Source organism: Actinomyces respiraculi (assembly GCF_014595995.2).
GTDB lineage: Bacteria > Actinomycetota > Actinomycetes > Actinomycetales > Actinomycetaceae > Actinomyces > Actinomyces respiraculi.
Map to the genome: position 1 here is coordinate 1,614,942 of NZ_CP063989.1, position 19,088 is coordinate 1,634,029.

A 19,088-nucleotide genomic window follows, 5' to 3' on the forward strand; every position below is an offset into this window, starting at 1 on the left:
GGCCACTGGCCTACGGTGGGCCCATGGAGCATCGCAGACTGGGCCGCACCGGCCTGAGGGTCTCGTCGGTCGGCCTGGGCACGATGACCTGGGGGCGCGACACGGACGAGATCGAGGCCCGCGACCAGCTCGACGTCTTCCTCGACGCCGGCGGCACCCTCCTGGACACGGCCGCCTCCTACTGCGGAGGGCTGAGCGAGGAGGTCATCGGTTCGCTCCTGCGTGAGCATGTCGAGCGCCAGGACATCGTGCTCGTGTCGAAGGCGGGTGTGCGCACGTGGCGCACCGGGGAGCGGCCCGCGACCGCGGACGCCTCGCGCGGCACCCTTCTGGACACGCTCGACGCCTCCCTGCACCGCCTGGGCACCGACCACCTCGACCTGTGGCTTGTGCAGGTGCCGGACGACACCACCCCGATGGAGGAGACGGTCGACGCGCTGCGCCTGGCGGTCGCCTCTGGCCGTGCCCGCTACGTCGGCGTGTCGAACCACCCGGCCTGGTCCAGCGTGCACGCGGCCAACCTGCTGCGTGAGCACACAGGGCCCGGTATGGCGGCGGTCGAGGTCGAGCACTCGCTGCTGGCGCGCGGTGCCGAGCGTGAGGTCCTGCCTGCGGCCGAGGCGCTGGGCTTCGGGGTGATCGGCTACGCCCCGCTGGGACGAGGGGTCCTGTCCGGCAAGTACCGGGCGACGGTCCCGGCGGACTCGCGCGGGGCATCGCCGCACCTGCGCTCCTACGTGGCCCCCTACCTCCAGCCCGGGCACGAGGGCGTGGTCGAGGCCGTGGCGACGGCGGCCGCGGGCCTGGACCGTAAGCCCGTGGAGGTGGCTCTGGCCTGGGCCCGTGAGGCCCCGGGGATCGCCGCGACCGTCGTCGGAGCTCGCACGCCCGCCCAGCTGCAGGGGGTGCTGGCGGCCGAGGACCTGGTGCTTCCCGCGCAGATCCGCCACGCGCTCGACGACGTCACCGCCCTGTGACAACCGCCCGGTGATAGACGGCTGAGGGGTCCGCACCAGCGGTGCGGACCCCTCAGGACAGGCTCAGGATGGGCGAGGCTCAGTCCTCGTCCTCATAGTCCTCCTCGTCCTCGTCCTCATCATCGTCGTAGTCGTCGTCATAGTCATCGTCCTCATCGGACCCGGTCTCGTAGTCGTCGTCGGCGTCGTCGGAGTCGACGATGTCGAAGGGCAGCTCGATGCCGTGAGCGGTGAAGAGGGCGTCGTCATAGGTGAAGAAGGCGTCCTGGAGGTTGTTCTCCGCGGCGACGACCGCGGGCGAGAGCTCGTCGCCCGCGGCTGCGGCGTCCAGGTGCGCCTCGAAGGCGGCGATGAGTCGGTTGAGCGCGGACCGCGGGTCATTCGTCATGCGGTCAGAATACCGGCACGAGTGCTGCCCGCGTCCAGATGAGCGATCCGGACGCGGGCAGCAGGGCCGCAGTCCCGACGGCGTTCAGCCTCGGTCGCGTGCGGTGGCGCTCACTCCTCGATGCCGAGCTGCTGGGTGATGTAGCCCAGGTACAGGTCCTCGCCCTTGAAACGGGCGGTCTCCTCGGGGCCGACGACGACGCGCACGCCCTCGCGCATGACCTGGGAGGCGCCGCCGTCCGGGCCCAGCGGCAGCACGACGAGCTCGGGCCGGGGCTGGTAGGTGGCGGTGGCCTCGCCGCCGGCGATGAGGGAGCGGATGTTGTCGGCCACCACCTTCGCGTGGGCGCGGGCGGCGTCGGCGCGCTTGGACTCGCGCACGTCGGTGATGTCACCGACGGCCCACACGCCCGGGTGGTCGACGACGCGCAGGTGGCTGTCGACGCGGATCGTGCCGTTGTGGTGGCGGATGTCGTCGTAGTCGTCGCCGAGGAAGCCCGTGGCGGCGGACGAGCCCCAGGCGCGGAACCACATGTCCGCTTCGAGGCGATGTCCACCGGTGGTGGGCACGCGGAAGGGCGAGAGCACGCCCGGGTCCACCGGGGGCAGGGCGGCGAGCGTCTCGCCGGTGATGACCTCGACCCCGCGCTGCTCGAGCTGGAAGCGGATGGCCTGGCGCAGCTCGGGCTTGTAGTCCTTGGTGGCGAGGATGTCCTCGGCGGCCTCGAGGAGGGTGACCTCGATCTTGGGGAAGGCGGAGGTGATCTCACCGACGAGCTCGATGCCGACGTCGCCGCCACCGACGACGAGGACGCGGCCGGCCTGCTCGAGGTTGGTGTGCATGCGCTCGATGCGGGCCTTGGCGACCACGGAGGAGGACTCCAGGTGCTTGGCCGGGAAGGGGTAGACGGTGCCGGTGGCCAGGACGAGGTGGTCGGCCTCAATGGGGCCGACTCCACCGGAGACCTCGACGGTGGTGCCCTTGACGGCGAGGGCGGTGCCGTGGATGACGCGGCCGCGGGTCAGCAGCCGGTCGTAGGGCATGAAGATTTTCTCGGCCCACTCGCGGTCCACGGCGGCGCGCAGGGCGGCGGCGTGGTTGACGAAGGTGTCCTTCTGCTCGACGAGGGTGACTTCGGCAACGTCGTCGAGAGCCTTGGCGACAGTGATTCCGCCGTAGCCGCCTCCGACGATGGTGACGCGAACCATGGAGTCCTCTTCTTCCGTTCGGGTGGTAGGGGCAGACTACCGTCACGGTCCCGACCCAGACATCCCGAACAGGACCCTCGACCTATGTCCGATCTCACACTATGACGAGTGTCACCGATCGGCCGATGTGTGATTTAAGGAGTACACCGTGTCCCGTCTTCACCGTCATCGTTCCCGAATCGTCATCCTCCTCGCCACATTTTTCCTCTCCATGCCTGTGGATGCTCTCGATGAGTGACCACGGCACCGTGCTCGAGCGCTTCAGCATCCTTCTCGTGGCCGGGGCCGCAGCCTGGGGACTGGCCGGGTGTTCGGGCACAGTCCCGGCTCCAACGGCCTCTGACTCCTCCACTTCGACCAGACTGGGTTCGCCACCCCCTCACCGTCCTGAGCCGGCCTGAGGGGCCGGGCCTGTCCGGCCTGAGTGCTCTGCCGTCAGGGCCCTCAGGCCAGTCCTCGACGCTCGAGCAGGGGCTCCAGGCGCGGGTCACGCCCGCGATAGGCCCGGTAGGAGACCAGCGGGTCACGTGAGTCTCCGCGCGAGAGGAACTCGCGGCGGAAGCGCTCGCCCGCCTCACGGTTGAGCCCCAGGTCCCCGTCGCGTGCGCCCTCGCCGTCGGTGCGGAACCACTGGGTGGTGTCCGCGTCCATCACCTCGCTCCAGATGTAGGCGTAGTACGCCGCGGCGTAACCGCCGGCGAAGATGTGGTTGAAGTAGGTGGTGCGGTAGCGCGGCGGGACCAGGCAGTCGTCGATGCCGACGGCCTCCAGCGCCGCGTGCTCGAAGGCCTCCACCTCCTCGGGACCGGTCGGCACCTGCTCGGGGCCGAGGGTGTGCCAGGCCTGGTCCAGCAGCGCCGCACCCAGATACTCGGTCGTCGTGTAGCCCTGGCCGAAGGATCCCTGGCTGCGCAGCTGCTCGACCAGCTCGGCCGGCATCGGCTCACCGGTGTCGACGTGACGGGCGTAGGAGGCCAGGACCTGGGGGTGAAGGGCCCAGGACTCGTTGACCTGGCTGGGGAACTCCACGACGTCACGCGGCACGTTGGTCCCCGAGGCGCCGGGCCAGCGGGTGTCGGCGAAGAGCCCGTGCAGGGCGTGGCCGAACTCGTGGAAGGCGGTGATGACGTTGTCCCACGTCAGCAGCGTGGGGCCGGATTCCGGCTTGGTGAGGTTGAGGCAGTTGATGATCACCGGCCTGCGACCGGTCAGGTGCCCTTGCTCGACCAGGTTGTCCATCCACGCCCCGCCCTGCTTGCCGGTGCGGGCGTAGTAGTCGCCCACGAACAGGCCCAGCACCGGGGCCTGGGCCCCCGCCTCGCGCTCGGCCTCGCTCAGGGCCGCCGGGTCACGCACCTCCCACACCCGCATATCCGGGTCGTACATGTGCTGGGCGAGGTCCGCCCGCTCATGGAAGGTGATGCCGTACAGGCGGGTGGCCGCATAGAAGACGCCCTTGACCACGACGCTGTCCAGCTCCAGGTAGGGGGCCAGGGTTGCGTCATCGACGCCGAAGCGGTCCTTGCGCTCGGCCTCCTCGTAACGCGGCCAGTCCGCCGTCCCGAAGGCCTCCCCCGGCTTCGTAGCGGGATCCGCGGCCATGCGGGCGGCGTAGACCTCAGCGTCCCGGCGGGCGTTGGCCATGGCCGGTGGGACCAGACGCGAGAGCATCTCGGTCACCGCCTGCGTGGTGCCGGCAGCCGACTCAGCAGCGGTGAGGGCGGCGTGGTGGTCGAAGCCGAGCAGCTGGGCACGTTCAGCCCGCAGCGCCACCTCGCGCAGGATGAGGGCGCGGGTGTCCGTCTGACCCGTGAGCCCGCGGCTCATGGCCTTGGTGGCAAGCGCGACGCGGTCGGCGTGCTCAGTCAGCTCCGCGAGCTCGGGGGTGGCGGTGTAGTTGGCCACGCCGGCCTCGTGCATGGCCTTGGCGATGAGCGTGCCGACCCGTGTGCTCAGGGACGTCAGCTCGGCGTTGATCTCGCGCAGGCGCTCGGCCGCCTTGCCGGTCAGGGCCACGCCCTCGCGCTCGAAGGCCTCAACGGCGAGCCGGATGTAGCGGGCGGTCTCCTCGTCGATCTCCTCACCCGCGGCGTCCACCGGGGTGCGCCCGGCCTGCCGGGCCTGGGCCACGAGCTCATCGAGGGCCTTGAACCGCCGGTACAGGCGGGGGTCGAGGTCGTGGGCGTCGTTGTGGGCCGCCAGCTCCGGAGCCAGCCGCTCCTCAAGCTCGTCGAGCTCAGGTGAGTCGGTGGCTGAGGTCAGGGCATACAGGACCGTCAGCGCACGCTCCAGCAGCTCGCCGGAGGACTCCAGCGCCGCCACCGTGTTGGTCACCGTCGGCTCGGCGGGGTCAGTGGCCACGGCCTCCCACTGTGCGCGCTGGTGCGCCATGCCCACACGCACAGCGGGCTCGATGTCCGCTGGGGCCACGGCGGCGAAGTCGGGCAGAGCGAGGTCCAGGCTCCAGGGGGTGGCGAAAGGGTTGGAGTCGGGCAGCTGCGGGAGGCCGGTCTTAGTCATGGGCCCAATCGTTCCATGCCACACGCGTCTGCCGTCACATGGAGGCCGCAGCCCAGGCTGGCGCCGCTGGTGCCCCGCTGACCGACCCCAGCGCCCTGTCGCTGCCCAGGGGAGCGTCAGGAGAGCCCCGGGAAGCCCCGGGGTCAGTTCTCGCTGAGCCCCAGCACCCCGGCGACGTCGGGCTGGAAGTAGCCGGGGCCCTTGAGGACCTTGCCGTCCTCGCGGTAGATCGGCCGGCCGTCCTCACCGAGCTTGGACATGTTGGAACGCTGGACCTCGCTGAGCACGGCCGCAAGGTCGATGCCGGTCTCCAGGGCCATGCCGTAGATGACGTAGATGAGGTCCGCCAGGGCGTCGGCCGCCTCGACGGTGTCGCGGGTGGCGTCGTCGGCGGCCACAGCCCGCGCGTAGGCCTGCTCGATCTCGCTCCGGGCGGCCTGGCCGTAGACCGCGCCGGTGAGCTCGGCGAACTCCTCGGCGATGAGGCTCATACGCATGCTCAGGCTCTCACGCTCCAGGCTCGGCCCGTCGGTGCGGATCGGCAGGCCGTAGACCCGGTGGAAGCGGCGCACGAGGGCCTCGGGGTCGTCGCCCTCGCGCCGTCCGACCCCGTCTTGGGCCACGAGCGGTGTCGCGTCGCCCTGGGTGTTGGCCGAGCCGTTGCCCCGGCCGGTGGGCTCGTCCGACACCGGGACGGGGCCGTCCCAGGGGGCCTGGGGCTCGCGCGGGTCGGTGGGCAGGAGGGTGGCGCGCAGGGAGTCGACGAGCTCGCCGCCGTTAGCGAGGGCGGCGCGGGTGCGCCCGTCACAGACGAAGCCCAGGCGCCAGGCCACGCGCCAGGAGGCCCAGTTGGGCACGCCGTCGTGGATGTCGCAGGCCCAGCCGAGCGCCTTGACGGGGAAGGGTCCGATGGGGTCGAGCACGACGTCGATGAGGGCGCGCGTTGCCCGCAGGATCGTGCCACGCCCGCGTGCCTCGGCGGCGAGCCAGTAGCCGACCTCGCCGCGGCCCGAGCCCGAGCGCTGGATGCCGACCATGCCGACGAGCAGGTTCTCACCGGCACTTTGGACCTCGCGCACGGCGAAGGTGATGTCGGTGCCCGCCTCCCACCCGGGGACGACGACCGACTCGATGAAGGCGACGGCGTCCTCGCGCCGGTAGGGTGAGGGGATGGACGTCCAGGCCGCGATCTCGGGGTCCTGGCAGATCTCGGTGATGCGCTCGACGTCGGCGGCGGTCGGTGTGCTCAGGAGAAGCTCGGGCAGGGCGTTGCCGTTGTGGGTGGCGGCCGGAACGCGGATCTCGAAGGGCTGCATGGGCCGAGGGTAACCCCGGGCATGACGAAGGCCCCGAGCATGCTGTCGGGGCCTTCGCACCGGGTGTCCGAGGGGGGACTTGAACCCCCACGCCCGTTTAATAAGGCACTAGCACCTCAAGCTAGCGCGTCTACCTATTCCGCCACTCGGACTTTGTCACTGCCCGCAGGGCTTCAACCCCGCTGACAACGAAGAGAAACTTAGCACGGTCCCGGTTGGGCCGGGCAAATCGGTCACCGGTGCGGTGTGTCACAAGGAGGTGTGTCACAAGGACCGGGGACGTGACGGCGCCGTGCGGGTACGCCTCAGTCCAGCGGTTCGACGACGACGCGCGTGCCCACGCTCAGGGTCTGACCGGGTGCGAGCACGACTGCATTGTCCCGGATGATCGCGTTCTCCACGCACACGAAAGTGGGCCACTCGTCGTCGGCGAGGTCCGTCATGGTCCCGACGGTCTCGGTCCCCGGGTTCCAGACGATGGAATTGGGTGTGCCCTGGCCGGTGATGAGGAGGCGACGTCCCTTAGCCGGGTCGTTGACCGTCATGGTGTGGCCCGTGGCGGGCACGTCGTAGACGCGGTCTGTCACCCCGCGCAGGACTACCGCGCCGGGCTCGTGCTGGTCCGAACCCTCGGCAAGGGTCCAGAACGCGAGGTCCTCCAGGCCGTCGATGGTGACCGCGGTGACGTCGCCGACGCTGTAGTAGCTGTGCAGCGCCATCTCGACGGACCTCGGGGCGTCGCCATTGTTGCGCACCGACAGCGACAGGGTGAGCTCCTCGCCCACCCCGACCTCGTAGAGGAACCTGAGCCCATCCGACTCGAGGGCGAGCAGGGCGTTGACCCCGCCGTCGGGCCGGGAGGTGACACTGCGCAACCGCCACGTGGACAGGCGGACCGTGCCGTGGATGGGCTGCTTGTCGCCCCGGGGCCCCTTGGCGAACCAGGGGGCGCACAGGGGCACTCCGCCGCGGATCCCGCGGGTGCCGTCGAAGACGGCGTCGCGGGAGAGGAAGAGGACCTCACTACCACCGCGGGGGCGCCAGGAGGCCAGGTGCGCGCCGTGGAGGTAGATCTCGGCGGAGCCCGCGGGGGCGTCAATGAGCAGACGGGGCCGGCCCCCTCGTCCGGCGCTGAGGGCGGCGGTGCGGGGAAGGGACACGTTCGTGTGGTGCACGGTGCTTCCTTGTCGTCAGGTGTCGGGGCACGTGCCCCGCGTCAGGTGGTCGGGGGCCCGGAACCACCCTAGTAGTGTGGGACACACATCCGAGGCACACAGGAGGAGACGCGCGTGGACGCCCTGAGACCCCCCGGGCCACCGACGACGCCGGTGACGGCCGTGCTCCTGGACCTGGACGGCACGCTCATCGACTCCGGCCCCACGATCCTTGACGCCTTTGCCCACACGCTGAGCGACCTGGGTCTTGCCGTGGGCAGCCGCGAGGAGCTGGGCGTGTTCATCGGTCCGCCCCTGCACGAGGGCTTCCGGCTGCACGCGGGCCTTGAGGGGCAGGACGTGGACGAGGCGGTGCGCATCTACCGCTCCCACTACACCCGGCACATGCACAAGGCCCCGGTCTACGACGGCGTGCCCGGGCTGCTCGACGCCCTTGCCGCCGCGGGCGTGCCCACCTGCCTGGCGACCTCGAAGCGGGAGGACCTGGCGGTCAGGCTTCTTGAGCACAAGGGGCTCGTCTCCCGTCTGACGGCCACGGCGGGCGCGGACCTGGCGGACCGCGGAGGGCGCAAGGCCGAGGTCATCGGCACCGCCGTGCGGCGCCTGGGCGAGGCCGGGGCGGACACCTCCCGGGTGGTGCATGTGGGTGACCGCGCGCACGACGTCGAGGGCGCTCACGAGGCGGGTGTCGAGTGCGTCGGCGTCCTGTGGGGCTACGGGGACGCCGAGGAGATGGCCGGTGCCGACTGGCTGGTGGACTCCCCCGCACAGCTGAGCGATCTGCTGACCGGGCTGACCGGCCTCCCCCTGGGCGCGCACGTCTCGGAGGCGGGGCTGTGAGCACCGATCCCCAGGACAGCGTCAGCCCCCGGGACAGCGTCGACGCCAGAAGCCAGGACGGCGCTCCTGCCACCCCTGCCACCGAGCATGCTGCCTCCACGCCCCCGGCACCCACCTCAGCGCGGTTGAGGGCCGGCCTGCCCCGCCTGGTGGGTCGTGCCCGGCGCACTCTCAGAGCACAGATCGACCGGGCGGAGCAGCACCGTGAAGAGCGCCGCCAGATCGTGCTGCGGCTCGATCCGGGCATGGTTATCGCCCCTGCTTCCATGGCCGTCGCCCAGCCGGAGCCCTCCCCCGACCGCCCGGTTGAGGAAGAGGAACCCGAGAGCGCCCCGTCCCCGACGACGCCGCTGGAGTCGCTGCCCTCCTGGCTCGTGCGCGGCGGCCTCAGCGCCTGGCTCCTGCTGGGCATCGTCATCGTCATCGGCCTCGTGGTCTTCGCGACCTCGCAGATCGTGCAGGTCTTCATCGGCATCTTCATCGCGCTCGTCGTCACCTCCCTGCTGCAGCCGGTCGTGGGCCTGCTGACGCGGGTGATGCCCCGCTACCCGGCCACCTTCCTGGCACTGCTGGGCACACTCGGCATTGTCGCGGGCCTGGTCACCTACGTCGTGACCTCGGTGACGAACCAGTGGTCCTCCTTGGCCAAGCAGTTCTCCAGCGGTGTCACGACGATCCTCGACTACCTGGAAAACGGGCCCCTGCCGCTGCACCTGACCCAGCAAGAGCTCGTCAACCAGTTCCACACGTGGCTTGAGAAGGGCCAGCAGTACGTGGAGTCGAACGCGCCGTCGCTGGCCAGCGAGGTCCTGTCCAACGCGGGCACAGTCGTGGAGGTCTTCACGGTCCTGGCCCTGGCCCTGTTCTGCACGATCTTCTTCCTGGCCTCCGGCGGGCGCATGTGGCGCTGGTTCCTCAACGAGATGCCGACGCATTTGCGCCCCAAGGTGCACCGGGCCGCTGGGGCAGGCTGGTACACCTTCGCCGGCTACGCGCGCGGCACGATGATCGTGGCGCTGACGGACGCGATCATGGCGGGCGCCTTCCTGCAGGTCATCGGCATCCCGCTCTCGGCGCCCCTGGCGGTGCTCGTGTTCATCGGTGCCTTCATCCCCATCGTGGGAGCCCCGGCCGCCATGATCGTGGCCATGATCGTGGCGCTGGCGGCCAAGGGTCTCGTCATGGCGATCGTCGTGGGCCTGGGCGTAGCGGGGATCGGCCAGATCGAGGGGCACATCCTCCAGCCGCTCATCATGGGCCGGCAGGTGTCCCTGCACCCGGTGGTCGTCATCATCGCAGTGGCCGTGGGGACCTATTCGGCCGGCCTGCTGGGTGCGATCGTCGCCGTCCCGGTGGTGAGCGTGGCGTGGTCGGTGTACTCGGTGCTGCACACGAAGGACGCACCCCTTCAGGGCGACCTGCCTCGTTTTGACGCTTCCCGCTAGGCGCCGCAATTGGCTCAGGCCCAGTCTCGGCTGCCGGTGGTGGGGACACCACCCAGGGCCTCGAGGCGGTCGGCCCGCACAGCGGTGACCCCGTCGGCACTCTCGACGCTGCCGGTGACGACGACGGCTGCGGCCCTGCGCCCGACGCCGCGGTAGCGCTTCCACATGCCAGCGCTGCAGATGACGTTGAGCAGGCCGGTCTCGTCCTCGAGGTTGAGGAAGATGGTGCCTGCTGCGGTGTGGGGACGCTGGCGGTGCGTGATGACGCCCGCCGCCCGCACCCGGTGGCCATGAAGAACGCCGCCGCCGCGGATGAGCGCGTCGGCGCTCATCACACCATCGGCCTGCAGCAGGGGACGCAGGAAGGCCAGAGGGTGGGTGAAGGCGGACACCCCGGTCAGGCGCAGGTCTGCCACGTGCTCCTCGTGGGCGCTCATGGCCCTCAGCTGCGGGGCCCGGACGCCGGGCGTGGTCCCGGGCAGGGTGGGCTGGTACCAGGCGGCGGGCTGCTCGGCACTGGCGCCCGCCACGCCGTCTGACTGGTGCCCTCCAGCCGGGCGGGCGCTCAGGCGCACAGTGTGCCGGGTCCCGTGCTCACCGGCCAGGGCACCGGCGGACCACAGGGCCTCACGGCGGCTCATCCCGAGGCTGGCCAGGGCCCCGGCGGCGGCCAGGTTCTCCAGGCGCGCGCGGCTGAGCCTCACGCGGCGGGCGAGGTCGGCCACGTTCCGGTAGGCGCCGTGGGCCTCGCGCTCGCTGACGATCTCCTCAGCGGCGCGCGCCCCGATCCCCTTGACGGGGGCCAGTCCCAGGCGCACCGCCAGCTCCGGGTGGACGTCGAGGGGGCTCAGGGCGTAGGGCGTGGGACCGGCGGGCCGGACGCCGTCGTCGGGAATCCGCTCCACACCGGCCTGGACGCCGGAGCGGTTGACGTCAGCGGGCTCGACACGCACCCCGTGGCGGCGGGCGTCACCGACGAGGGTCTGTGGGGACCAGAAGCCCATGGGCTGGGCGGCCAGGACCCCGGCGTAGAAGTCCTCGGGGCGCCGGACCTTGAGCCAGGCGGAGGCGTAGACGAGGTAGGCGAAGGAGAAGGCGTGGGACTCGGGGAAGCCGAAGTCGGAGAAGGCGCACAGCTTGTCGTAGATGGCCTCAGCCGTGGAGCGGTCGATCCCCCGCTGCCCCATGCCCTCGACGAGGCGGGTGTGCAGGGCCTCCATGCGCGCACGTGAACGCTTGGAGCCCATGGCCTGGCGCAGGGCGTCGGCCTCGGCGGGGCTGAAGCCGGCGGTGTCGACGGCGATCTGCATGAGCTGCTCCTGGAAGAGCGGCACGCCGAGGGTCTTGGAAAGAGCGGGCTCAAGGAGGGGGTGAGGGTAGGTGACGGGCTCCTCGCCCAGGCGGCGACGCAGGTAGGGGTTGACGGCGTCGCCCTGGATGGGGCCGGGGCGGATGAGGGCGACCTCGACGACGATGTCGTAGAAGGTCGAGGGCCGCAGACGTGGCAGGGTCGCCATCTGGGCGCGGGACTCGACCTGGAAGACGCCGATGGTGTCCGCGGCGCTCAGGAGGCGGTAGACCGCCGGGTCCTCCTCCGGCAGGGTGTGCAGGCCCCAGGGGCGCCCGCTCTGGGCGGGGCGCAGGGTGCCTGCCCCGTCCTCGTGCAGGGGCTCGGGGACCGTCTCACCGCGCTCAGCGAGGGTGGTGAAGGCCAGGCGCAGGGCGGTGAGCATGCCCAGGCCGAGCAGGTCGAACTTGACCAGGCCGGCGGCGGCGCAGTCGTCCTTGTCCCACTGCAGGACGGTGCGTCCCTCCATGGCGGCCCAGCGCACGGGGCAGACCTCGGTGACGGGCTGAGCGGCGAGCACCATGCCACCGGAGTGGATGCCAAGGTGGCGCGGCAGCAGCAGAAGACGGTTGGCGACGGCGCGCACCTGCTCGGGCGGCTCATCGGCACCCGCCTGCGCGGTGGGCTCGGGCAGAGGGGACCAGCGGTGCTCCAGGGAACGGGTCCAGGCGTCGATGACACCCGGGGGGTGGCCGAGCGCCCGAGCGGCGTCGCGCACGGCCGAGCGGGACCGGTAGGAGATGACGTTGGCGACCTGGGCGGCGTAGTCGCGTCCGTAGCGGGCGTAGACGTGCTGGATGACCTCTTCGCGGCGGCAGGCCTCGATGTCGAGGTCGATGTCCGGGTAGCCGGATCGGCCGGGTGACAGGAACCGCTCGAAGAGCATCTGGTGCCGCACGGCGTCGACGGCGGTGATGCCCAGTGCGTAGCAGACGGCGGAGTTGGCGGCGCTGCCCCGGCCCTGGCAGAGGATGCCGGCCTGCTCGCAGAAGTCGACGACGGAGCGCACGATGAGGAAGTAGCCGGGAAAGTCCAAGGACTCGATGACCTCGAGCTCGTGGGCAAGGACCTGCCAGGCCCGGGGGTCCTGCTGGGCTGTGCCGTAGCAGCGCAGTGCGCCGCGGTAGGTGAGCTCGCGCAGCCAGCTGGCGGGGGTGTGTCCCTCGGGGACCTCGGGCGCGGGCAGGTCGGGGGCGACGAGGGACAGGTCGAAGGCGAGGTCGGTGGCGATCTCGGCGGTGGCGTCGACGGCCTGCGGGGCGCGCCGGTGCAGGCGGGCCATGTCGTCGGGGCCGCGCAGCCAGCGGCCGAGGGCGGGCAGGTGGCTGCGGGCGCCCTCAAGGTCGGTACACAGGCGGGTGGCGGTCAGGACGTCGGCGAGACGGGCGTCGGCGGGGCGGGCGCAGCGCACGGCGCCGGTGGCCAGCAGCGGCAGGCGGTGGGTGGCGGCGAGACGGCTGAGGGCCTTGGTCAAGGCCGCGTCGGTGGGGCCGCCGTCGAGGGTGATCTCGACGGCGACGCCCTCGGTGCCGAAGAGCTCGACCAGGTGGCCCAGGACGGCGTCGGCGGCGCGGTGGTTCCAGGTGCCGGGGTGCCGGGGGTCGCCCAGGGCGCGGCGCAGGGGGCCGTTGGCGGTGCCGGTCAGGACGAGGACGGGTGAGGCGGTAGCGCCCCCGCTCCCCGGTCTGCTCCCGGTGGTGTCCCCCACCGCGGCCCCGTAGCCCTCGCGCAGAGCGGTGGCGAGGTCCGCCAGGCGGTGGGCGGGCTCGGCGCGCTGGCCGGCGTCGAGGTTGTGGCGGGAGACCGCTGCACACAGGCGCCGGTAGCCCAGGGGGCTGCGGGCCAGGACGGGCAGGTGGGAGCCGTCCTCAAGGGTGAGCTCGGTGCCGTGGATGGTGGGCAGCGCGTACCTGCGCCCGGCCTCGGCGTGCTTGACGATGCCGGGCATGCCGTCGTGGTCGGTGAGGGCGAGGGCCTCAAGGCCCAGGGCGACGGCGGCGGCTGCGAGGTCCTCGGGCTCGTTGGCACCGTCGAGGAAGGAGTAGGCGGAGTGGGCGTGCAGCTCGGCGTATCGGTGGGCACGGACGCGGGGGACGCCCTCCCCCACCGCACAGGAATCGAACATATGTACAGCATAGTGGGCTCCGACACGCTCCACGGTCCGAGAGAGGGGCACGCCACAGAGGACAAGGGCCGCACAGCCCTGCACCGGGACCGTCCCGGTGCCCCCTCAGACCATCCTTCAGCCCACGCCCAGGGCCCGCAGGAGGAGGTAGACCCCGGCGGCCAGCAGCCAGGAGGAGAAGGAGCCGATGAGGAACTCCTCGGCCTTGGCCCCGCCGTTCGTCCCCTCGCCCGCGTCCCGGCTGATCTCGGGGAAGCGGATGACGCCCTTGGCGGCGACGACGGCCCCCACGGCCGCAGGCACGTCCGAGAAGGCGAGGACGAGCACGAGCATGCGCTCCAGGGCCCCGATCCAGCGTCCTCCGCGCAGCAGGGCGCCACTCGCCCCCTCAGCCCCGGCCGCACCCTCGCGCACGAGCGTGAGCAGGGCGGCGACGGCGTCGTTGGACGGCCCGCCCATGAGCAGGCCGGTACCGAGGACGGCGAGGACCTGCTCCCCCGCCGTGGGCTCGGGGGCCCCGGCGGCGAGCAGGGGCACGAGCGACAGCGCGAGCGCGGCCGCGAGCGCCACCACCCGGGCGAGTGGGCCGCGCCCTCCTCCCCAGGCCCGGCCCCAGGCGAGCCACAGGACGGGGGTGAGCAGGCCGGGCAGCAGGGCCGGCACGCTCAGGTCGGCGGGCCCGAGGCCGAGCAGCGCCACCAGGACGGTGGCGAGGGCTCCGCCGCCCCACAGGAGGGCAGGCTGCGTGCGACGGGGGCGGTATCGGGCCCAGCCCTCCAGGACCCCGGTGAGTCCCGCGGCCAGGAGCAGGAGGGCGGTCATGACGCCCGCTCCTGCTCCCCCGCCCCACCGAGCGCTTCGAGCAGGTGCTGGGCCTCCAGGAGACCGGCACCGCTGCCCCTGACGACAGAGGAGACGGCGGACTGGCTCACGCCCTGCTGGGCGGCGACCTCCACCTGGGTGGCGCCGCCCAGCAGGGCGGCGAGCATGCGTCGGGGCCGGTCCTGGAGGCGGGAGACGGCCTGGTCCCTGAGCACGAGCATCGCGTTGAGCGTCGCCGTGGCCCCGGCGTCGTCGAGGACGGCGCGGGTGCGCACGAAGCCGGTGCGCTGCTGGGCCTCGTGGGCGGCGTCGATCGCCTCCCGGGCCCTCCACCAGGCCGGGCCGTCCTGGATGGGGGTGGCGGCGTCGTCGGAGACGGTGCGGGCCTCGCCCTGCCCGATGCCGAAGCGCAGCTCGAGGCCCTCGGGCAGGAGAAGCTGGGTGCGCAGGGTGAGCAGGAGCGCGCCGTCGAGCGTGGGGGCGAGGGCCTGGAACTCGTCGCCGACGGTGGCGTAGGGCTCCTGGAGGAGCCCGAGGTCCCGGGCCGCGCACCTGAGGGCCTCGTGGAAGGTCCGTTGCGCGTCAGGCCGGTCGGAGAGGGTCCGGGAGCCGACGATGTCGGCGAGGATCGCGTAGGAGACGGACATGCTCAGGGACTCTACTTGTCGTCGACGCGCAACACGGGCAGGCCACGACCTCCGCTCACGTCATTCTCTTATATTCCAGGGAATACAAGTCATCGGCTTGAGTGCCGGGCGGGGTTCTACTCGCCCGCCAGCACCCCACCCGCCGCCAGGTAGCACTTGCCGCACAGGGACTCGTAGGTGACGTCCTCCCCGTCGATGGCGATCTGGTCGCCGTCGAAGACGAAGCGTTCGCCCACCTTGCGGGCGTTGAAGATCGCCTTGCGCCCGCACCGGCAGATCGTCTTGAGCTCCTCCAGGGAGTGGGCGATCTCCAGCAGGCGCCGTGAGCCGGGGAAGGACACGGTGCGGAAGTCCGTGCGGATGCCGTAGGCGAGGACGGGCACGTCGTCGATGAGCACGAGAGTCATGAGCTGGTCCACCTGGAGGGGCGTGAGGAACTGAGCCTCGTCCACAAGCACGCAGTCCACCGTCTCGCGCACACTCACGCCCTCGTGCGAGGCCCGATCGCCCAACGCGCGCTCCCGCACAAGGGCGCGCAGATCGTCGCCGACGCCGACGAGCAGATCCACCCGGCGCACCATGCCCAGGCGCGAGACGACCGTGTCGTCGCCCTTGGTGTCGACACCCGCCTTGACGAGCAGGACGCTCTGCCCGCGCTCCTCGTAGTTGTAGGCGGTCTGCAGCAGGCCGGTGGTCTTGCCTGAGTTCATCGCGCCGTAGCGGAAGTAGAGCTTGGCCATCGTGCGCGCCTCTCCTCGGGGACCGGGCGGCCCCGCGGCAGGGCACCCTCCGGGATGCTACCGGTCTCCGTTACCGTCTCCCTCATGCCCGTCACGCCCTCGACATCCGCCGACCCCCATCCGAGCCACCGGCTCGTGCCCACGATCCTGGTGGCAGGGGCCATCGGGTTGGCGCTGTTCGCCGCGATCGCCGCCCAGGTGGTCACGGGCAGCGCGCTGACGCTCCTTGACCCGACGGCGACGGCGCACGCCGTGAGCCTGCGACGTCCGTGGCTCACGCAGGTCGCCTGGGTGGCAACGCACCTGGGTGGGACGACGGGCCTGACGCTGCTTGCCCTTCTGGCCTGCGCAGTGCTGGCGGTGCACGGTCGCCGACTCCAGGCGGGTGTGCTGGCGGTGATGATGGCGGGCTCGGCCGCGCTCACCGTGCTGCTCAAGCTCGCCTTCGGCCGTGAGCGCCCCTCGGTCGCCCTGCTGCTCGGGGAGCCGTCCTCCTCCTTCGCCTTTCCCTCAGGCCACTCCTTCAACACCGCGGTGCTGGTCGGGGCCCTGGCTGGGGTCGTGCTGCTGTCCGGCGCACCTCGGGCCCGCAAGGCGGTGGCGGTCCTGGGGGCCGTGGTGGCCTCCCTCCTCGTGGGGCTGTCACGGGTCTATCTGGCGTACCACTGGATGACGGACGTGCTTGCCGGCTGGTCACTGGCCGTGGCGTGGCTGTCGCTGGTGGCGGCGACGGTGCTGCTGCTGCGCGGGCACCGCCCGTGGGGGCTCCGGAGCGAGCCGGGGCCGGCTCAGGAGTAGATGCCTTCGAGCCACCAGCCTGAGCGGCGCACGAGCAGCAGGGCGGGCCCGTCCTGCGGGACGAGCTGCAGGTAGGCGCGTCGCAAGGCCCCTGTGGGCCGCCACCACCCCTCGTCCACGGGCCACGGGCCGGCCCAGGACCGCACCCGTTGCCGTCCGTCGGGCGCGGACCCTGCGTCCACCAGGTCCGTCAGGTCCACCAGGACCTCCCAGGGCGCGCATGTGAGCTGTCCCTGGGCGTCGACAAGAACCTCTCGCCCCTGGGCGTCGAGCAGGACCGTCGGCGCGGGCTCAGCCAGGACACGTGAGGGTGACGGCGAGGGCAGGGACCCCACCCAGGTCGCCCGACCGTCGTCGGAGGCCGCGCCCCGTCCCGGCTTTGCACGGACAGGACTATCCGGACCGTGCTGTCCCCAGGGCACGAGCCGTGCCCGTGAGCGCGGGTCCCAGCCCTCGTCCAGGACGGGCACACTCACGCTGCCGGCGCCCAGCAGGGACTCAACGCGCTCGGCGGCGCGCGCGGCACGGCGTCGGCCCTCCTCTCCCGGGGCGGACCACAGGCCCGTCTGAGAGGTGCCGGCGGCGAAGGTCTCGCGGGCGAGCAGGCGCAGGCGGACCAGGGCTCCGGCCAGGCGCGCGCCCGGGCGTGCGGCGAGCCAGCCCTCGATCTGCCATCGCACCCTGTCGGTGAGGTCGGCGGGGCTGGGGACGGTCTCAAGGGCCCAGGAGCGCGACAGGAGGCTGCCGTCCTCGCACTCGGCCTCGACGAGGAGCCGGCCTGCGGCCAGGCCGTGTGCCACGAGAGAGGAGGAGAGCCTCTCGGCGAGGGTCCGGGAGGCGAAGGCGGCGGCGTCGGCGCGCTCGACGGGAGGGTCGAGCACGAGGGCGGCCTCAATGTCCGCGGCGGGGCGCGGGCTGGAGGGGACCTGCCACGCCTCACCTGTGGCGAGGCGGTGCGCCCGTTCACCGGCGGGGCCGAAACGGGCGGTGACGTCCGCGCGGGGCAGGGCGGCCAGGTCCCCGAGCGTGCGCACCCCGAGGCGGGCCAGTGCCTCAAGGACGGGCTCGGTCCGCGCCCGCTCCTGCTCGGTGGGCAGGGCGGCCAGGACGCGGCCGAGGTCCCAGGGCGCGAGGAAGGCGGCGGACTGTCCCTCGGGGACGAGGATCCCTCTGCGGGCGGCGAGGATGGCTGCCAGGAGGGAGTCGCCACCGCCGACCAGGCACTCGACGCCGACGTCCCGGGCGACAGCGTCGACGAGGGCGGACGCAACCTCCTCCTCACCTCCGAACCAGTGCGCGGGGCCGCGGGCGCCAGACAGGGCGAGGCCGGGGCGCGCAACGACAGGCTCGGCCAGGACGGTGCTCAGGGCATCCATGACGGGTTCGAAGGCACGGGCCTCGCGTGCGGGGTCCGGCGGCAGGACGACGAGCTCGGGACACAGGGAGCGGGCCAGGCGCAGCCTCATGCCACGGCGCACCCCGGCAGTGCGGGCGGGAGCGGAGGCGGCCCGGACGCCACGGGCACCGACGACGGCGACGGGCTCGAGGGCGGGGTTAGGCGGCGCGGTGCGCCCGGGCCGGGAGCCGGGCCCCTTGTCCGGGTGGTGGAGCCCGGGTGGGTGATGGTGCTGCTCGAGGGTGAGGGCGACGACGGGCCAGTCGGGGACCCAGATGGCGAGCAGCCGTGGCACGGCCGGGACGGGACCCGTGTCGCGGGGGCGGGCGCCGTTCTGCTCGGAGGGCTGGTGCGTCCCGCTCACGGCAGGCCTCCGGGCAGGACGGTGAGCGCGGGCTCCGGCCAGTGGGCCTGCTGCGGGGCCTGGGCCCTCAGGGTGTGCACCCCGTGGGGGCCGCAGCGCAGGAGGGTGTCGGCCCTCCCCCGCTGCGGCTCGGTGAGCGCCCAGTCGAGGTGTTGCAGGTAGCCCTCGGGCATCTCCACCGGAGCCTGCGCACGCTCCTGCCCGGGGCGCAGCGGCAGGACGCGCGCGCCCTCGACCCGCGGGACGACGGCGTCGCCCCCCTCAGCCTCCCGACCCGCGTCCGCGAGGCGGGTGCCCCCCAGGGCGCGGGCCTGCAGGAGGCGGGTCCCCTCCCAGGGCTCGTCGAGCAGGACGAGGCAACCCCGCTCGCGGGCGCGGGCGGCGATGGTCCGCTGCTGCCGCGCGGTGAGCAGCCGGGCGATCCCGTCCGTGAGCAGGACGACGTCGAGACCGTCGACCAGAGCGGCAAGGACGGCGGGCAGGGAGGCCGGAGCGAGGTCCCGGGTCGGCACGACGAGGACGCGCGAGAGGTCCAGGCCAAGCTCCGCGGCGGCGCACCAGCACAGGTCCTTCCCGCCGACGACGGCGCACCAGCCCCGGAGGCCCTGGCGGCGCGCGGCGGCCGCGAGCAGGAGGGTCATGGAGCCTGTGAGGGACAGGGAGCCGATGGTGGCGAGGCCGATGGCTTCCCAGGGCCCCACGGCCTCGGGGGCGGGCTCGGAGGGTGCGAGAGCCGGGGCAGGAAGGGCCGCGGCACGCGCGCCGGATGCGGAGGCCGAGACGCCCACCGGGGCGGCGGGCCGGGCACCAGTGGGCAGCAGGGTCCGCAGACCAGTGCGGGCCTCGGCCTGCGCGAGGGCAGTGCGGGCGGCAGCCAGACGCGACGGCGCTCCAGCGGCGGGCGCCCCAGCGGCACCCGCGCGAAGCGGTGCGGCTGCCTCGGCTGCCACGGCTGTGGTCATGTTCTGTGCCCGCATCC

At 72.5% G+C, this 19,088-nt stretch carries 15 protein-coding genes and 1 tRNA gene; 4 read left to right on the top strand and 12 right to left on the bottom strand.

The genetic code is table 11. The features are described from left to right. Positions 1–23 precede the first annotated feature (23 nt). Positions 24–977: an aldo/keto reductase gene (locus tag ID810_RS06735; protein ID WP_166854897.1), complete on the top strand. Its 954-nt coding sequence runs from the start codon at positions 24–26 to the stop codon at positions 975–977. Positions 978–1,056: 79 nt separating this feature from the next. Here the strand turns inward: ID810_RS06735 and ID810_RS06740 are convergent, their stop codons facing one another. The 6 genes from ID810_RS06740 to ID810_RS06765 form a co-directional block, all read right to left on the bottom strand. Beyond that, positions 1,057–1,365, bottom strand: coding sequence for a DNA primase (locus ID810_RS06740; RefSeq protein ID WP_166854896.1), 309 nt, complete (start codon positions 1,363–1,365; stop codon positions 1,057–1,059). A gap of 110 nt (positions 1,366–1,475) precedes the next feature. Further along, entirely contained in the window at positions 1,476–2,573 is a 1,098-nt protein-coding gene (locus ID810_RS06745; protein ID WP_166854895.1) for an NAD(P)/FAD-dependent oxidoreductase, read from the bottom strand. 444 nt (positions 2,574–3,017) lie between these two features. Continuing rightward, complete coding sequence (locus ID810_RS06750) at positions 3,018–5,093, bottom strand: M3 family metallopeptidase (protein ID WP_166854894.1); 2,076 nt, start codon at positions 5,091–5,093, stop codon at positions 3,018–3,020. 143 nt (positions 5,094–5,236) lie between these two features. Next, positions 5,237–6,409, bottom strand: coding sequence for a GNAT family N-acetyltransferase (locus ID810_RS06755; RefSeq protein ID WP_166854893.1), 1,173 nt, complete (start codon positions 6,407–6,409; stop codon positions 5,237–5,239). A gap of 64 nt (positions 6,410–6,473) precedes the next feature. After that, positions 6,474–6,561 (bottom strand) — tRNA-Leu (locus ID810_RS06760). A 153-nt stretch (positions 6,562–6,714) separates the two neighbouring features. Beyond that, entirely contained in the window at positions 6,715–7,584 is an 870-nt protein-coding gene (locus tag ID810_RS06765; protein ID WP_235931408.1) for a D-hexose-6-phosphate mutarotase, read from the bottom strand. 114 nt (positions 7,585–7,698) lie between these two features. On the opposite strand from ID810_RS06765, the gene ID810_RS06770 reads away from it, so the two are divergent. Both ID810_RS06770 and ID810_RS06775 read left to right on the top strand, forming a co-directional pair. Then, positions 7,699–8,424: an HAD hydrolase-like protein gene (locus ID810_RS06770; RefSeq protein WP_243856471.1), complete on the top strand. Its 726-nt coding sequence runs from the start codon at positions 7,699–7,701 to the stop codon at positions 8,422–8,424. Beyond that, a complete protein-coding gene (locus ID810_RS06775; protein ID WP_425321763.1) occupies positions 8,421–9,869 on the top strand; it encodes an AI-2E family transporter in 1,449 nt (482 codons plus the stop codon). Before ID810_RS06770 ends, ID810_RS06775 begins: the two co-directional genes overlap by 4 nt. A gap of 14 nt (positions 9,870–9,883) precedes the next feature. Here the strand turns inward: ID810_RS06775 and ID810_RS06780 are convergent, their stop codons facing one another. The 4 genes from ID810_RS06780 to ID810_RS06795 form a co-directional block, all read right to left on the bottom strand. After that, positions 9,884–13,342, bottom strand: a complete 3,459-nt coding sequence (locus ID810_RS06780) for an error-prone DNA polymerase (protein ID WP_166854892.1) — start codon at positions 13,340–13,342, stop codon at positions 9,884–9,886. A gap of 117 nt (positions 13,343–13,459) precedes the next feature. After that, positions 13,460–14,164: a hypothetical protein gene (locus ID810_RS06785; RefSeq protein ID WP_166854891.1), complete on the bottom strand. Its 705-nt coding sequence runs from the start codon at positions 14,162–14,164 to the stop codon at positions 13,460–13,462. Further along, the gene (locus ID810_RS06790; protein ID WP_166854890.1) at positions 14,161–14,811 is read right to left on the bottom strand and encodes a SatD family protein; all 651 of its coding nucleotides are present in this window, start codon (positions 14,809–14,811) and stop codon (positions 14,161–14,163) included. The genes ID810_RS06785 and ID810_RS06790 overlap by 4 nt, the downstream gene beginning before the upstream one ends. 116 nt (positions 14,812–14,927) lie before the next feature. Then, positions 14,928–15,551: a thymidine kinase gene (locus ID810_RS06795; protein WP_166854889.1), complete on the bottom strand. Its 624-nt coding sequence runs from the start codon at positions 15,549–15,551 to the stop codon at positions 14,928–14,930. A gap of 84 nt (positions 15,552–15,635) precedes the next feature. On the opposite strand from ID810_RS06795, the gene ID810_RS06800 reads away from it, so the two are divergent. After that, on the top strand, positions 15,636–16,349 hold the full coding sequence (locus ID810_RS06800; RefSeq protein WP_166854888.1) for a phosphatase PAP2 family protein: 714 nt from the start codon (positions 15,636–15,638) through the stop codon (positions 16,347–16,349). Here the strand turns inward: ID810_RS06800 and ID810_RS06805 are convergent. Beyond that, positions 16,340–18,109, bottom strand: coding sequence for a DNA polymerase Y family protein (locus tag ID810_RS06805; protein WP_166854887.1), 1,770 nt, complete (start codon positions 18,107–18,109; stop codon positions 16,340–16,342). The two genes, ID810_RS06800 and ID810_RS06805, sit on opposite strands and share 10 nt — an antisense overlap. Continuing rightward, on the bottom strand, positions 18,106–19,071 hold the full coding sequence (locus tag ID810_RS06810; protein ID WP_166854886.1) for a hypothetical protein: 966 nt from the start codon (positions 19,069–19,071) through the stop codon (positions 18,106–18,108). The genes ID810_RS06805 and ID810_RS06810 overlap by 4 nt, the downstream gene beginning before the upstream one ends. Positions 19,072–19,088 lie beyond the last annotated feature (17 nt).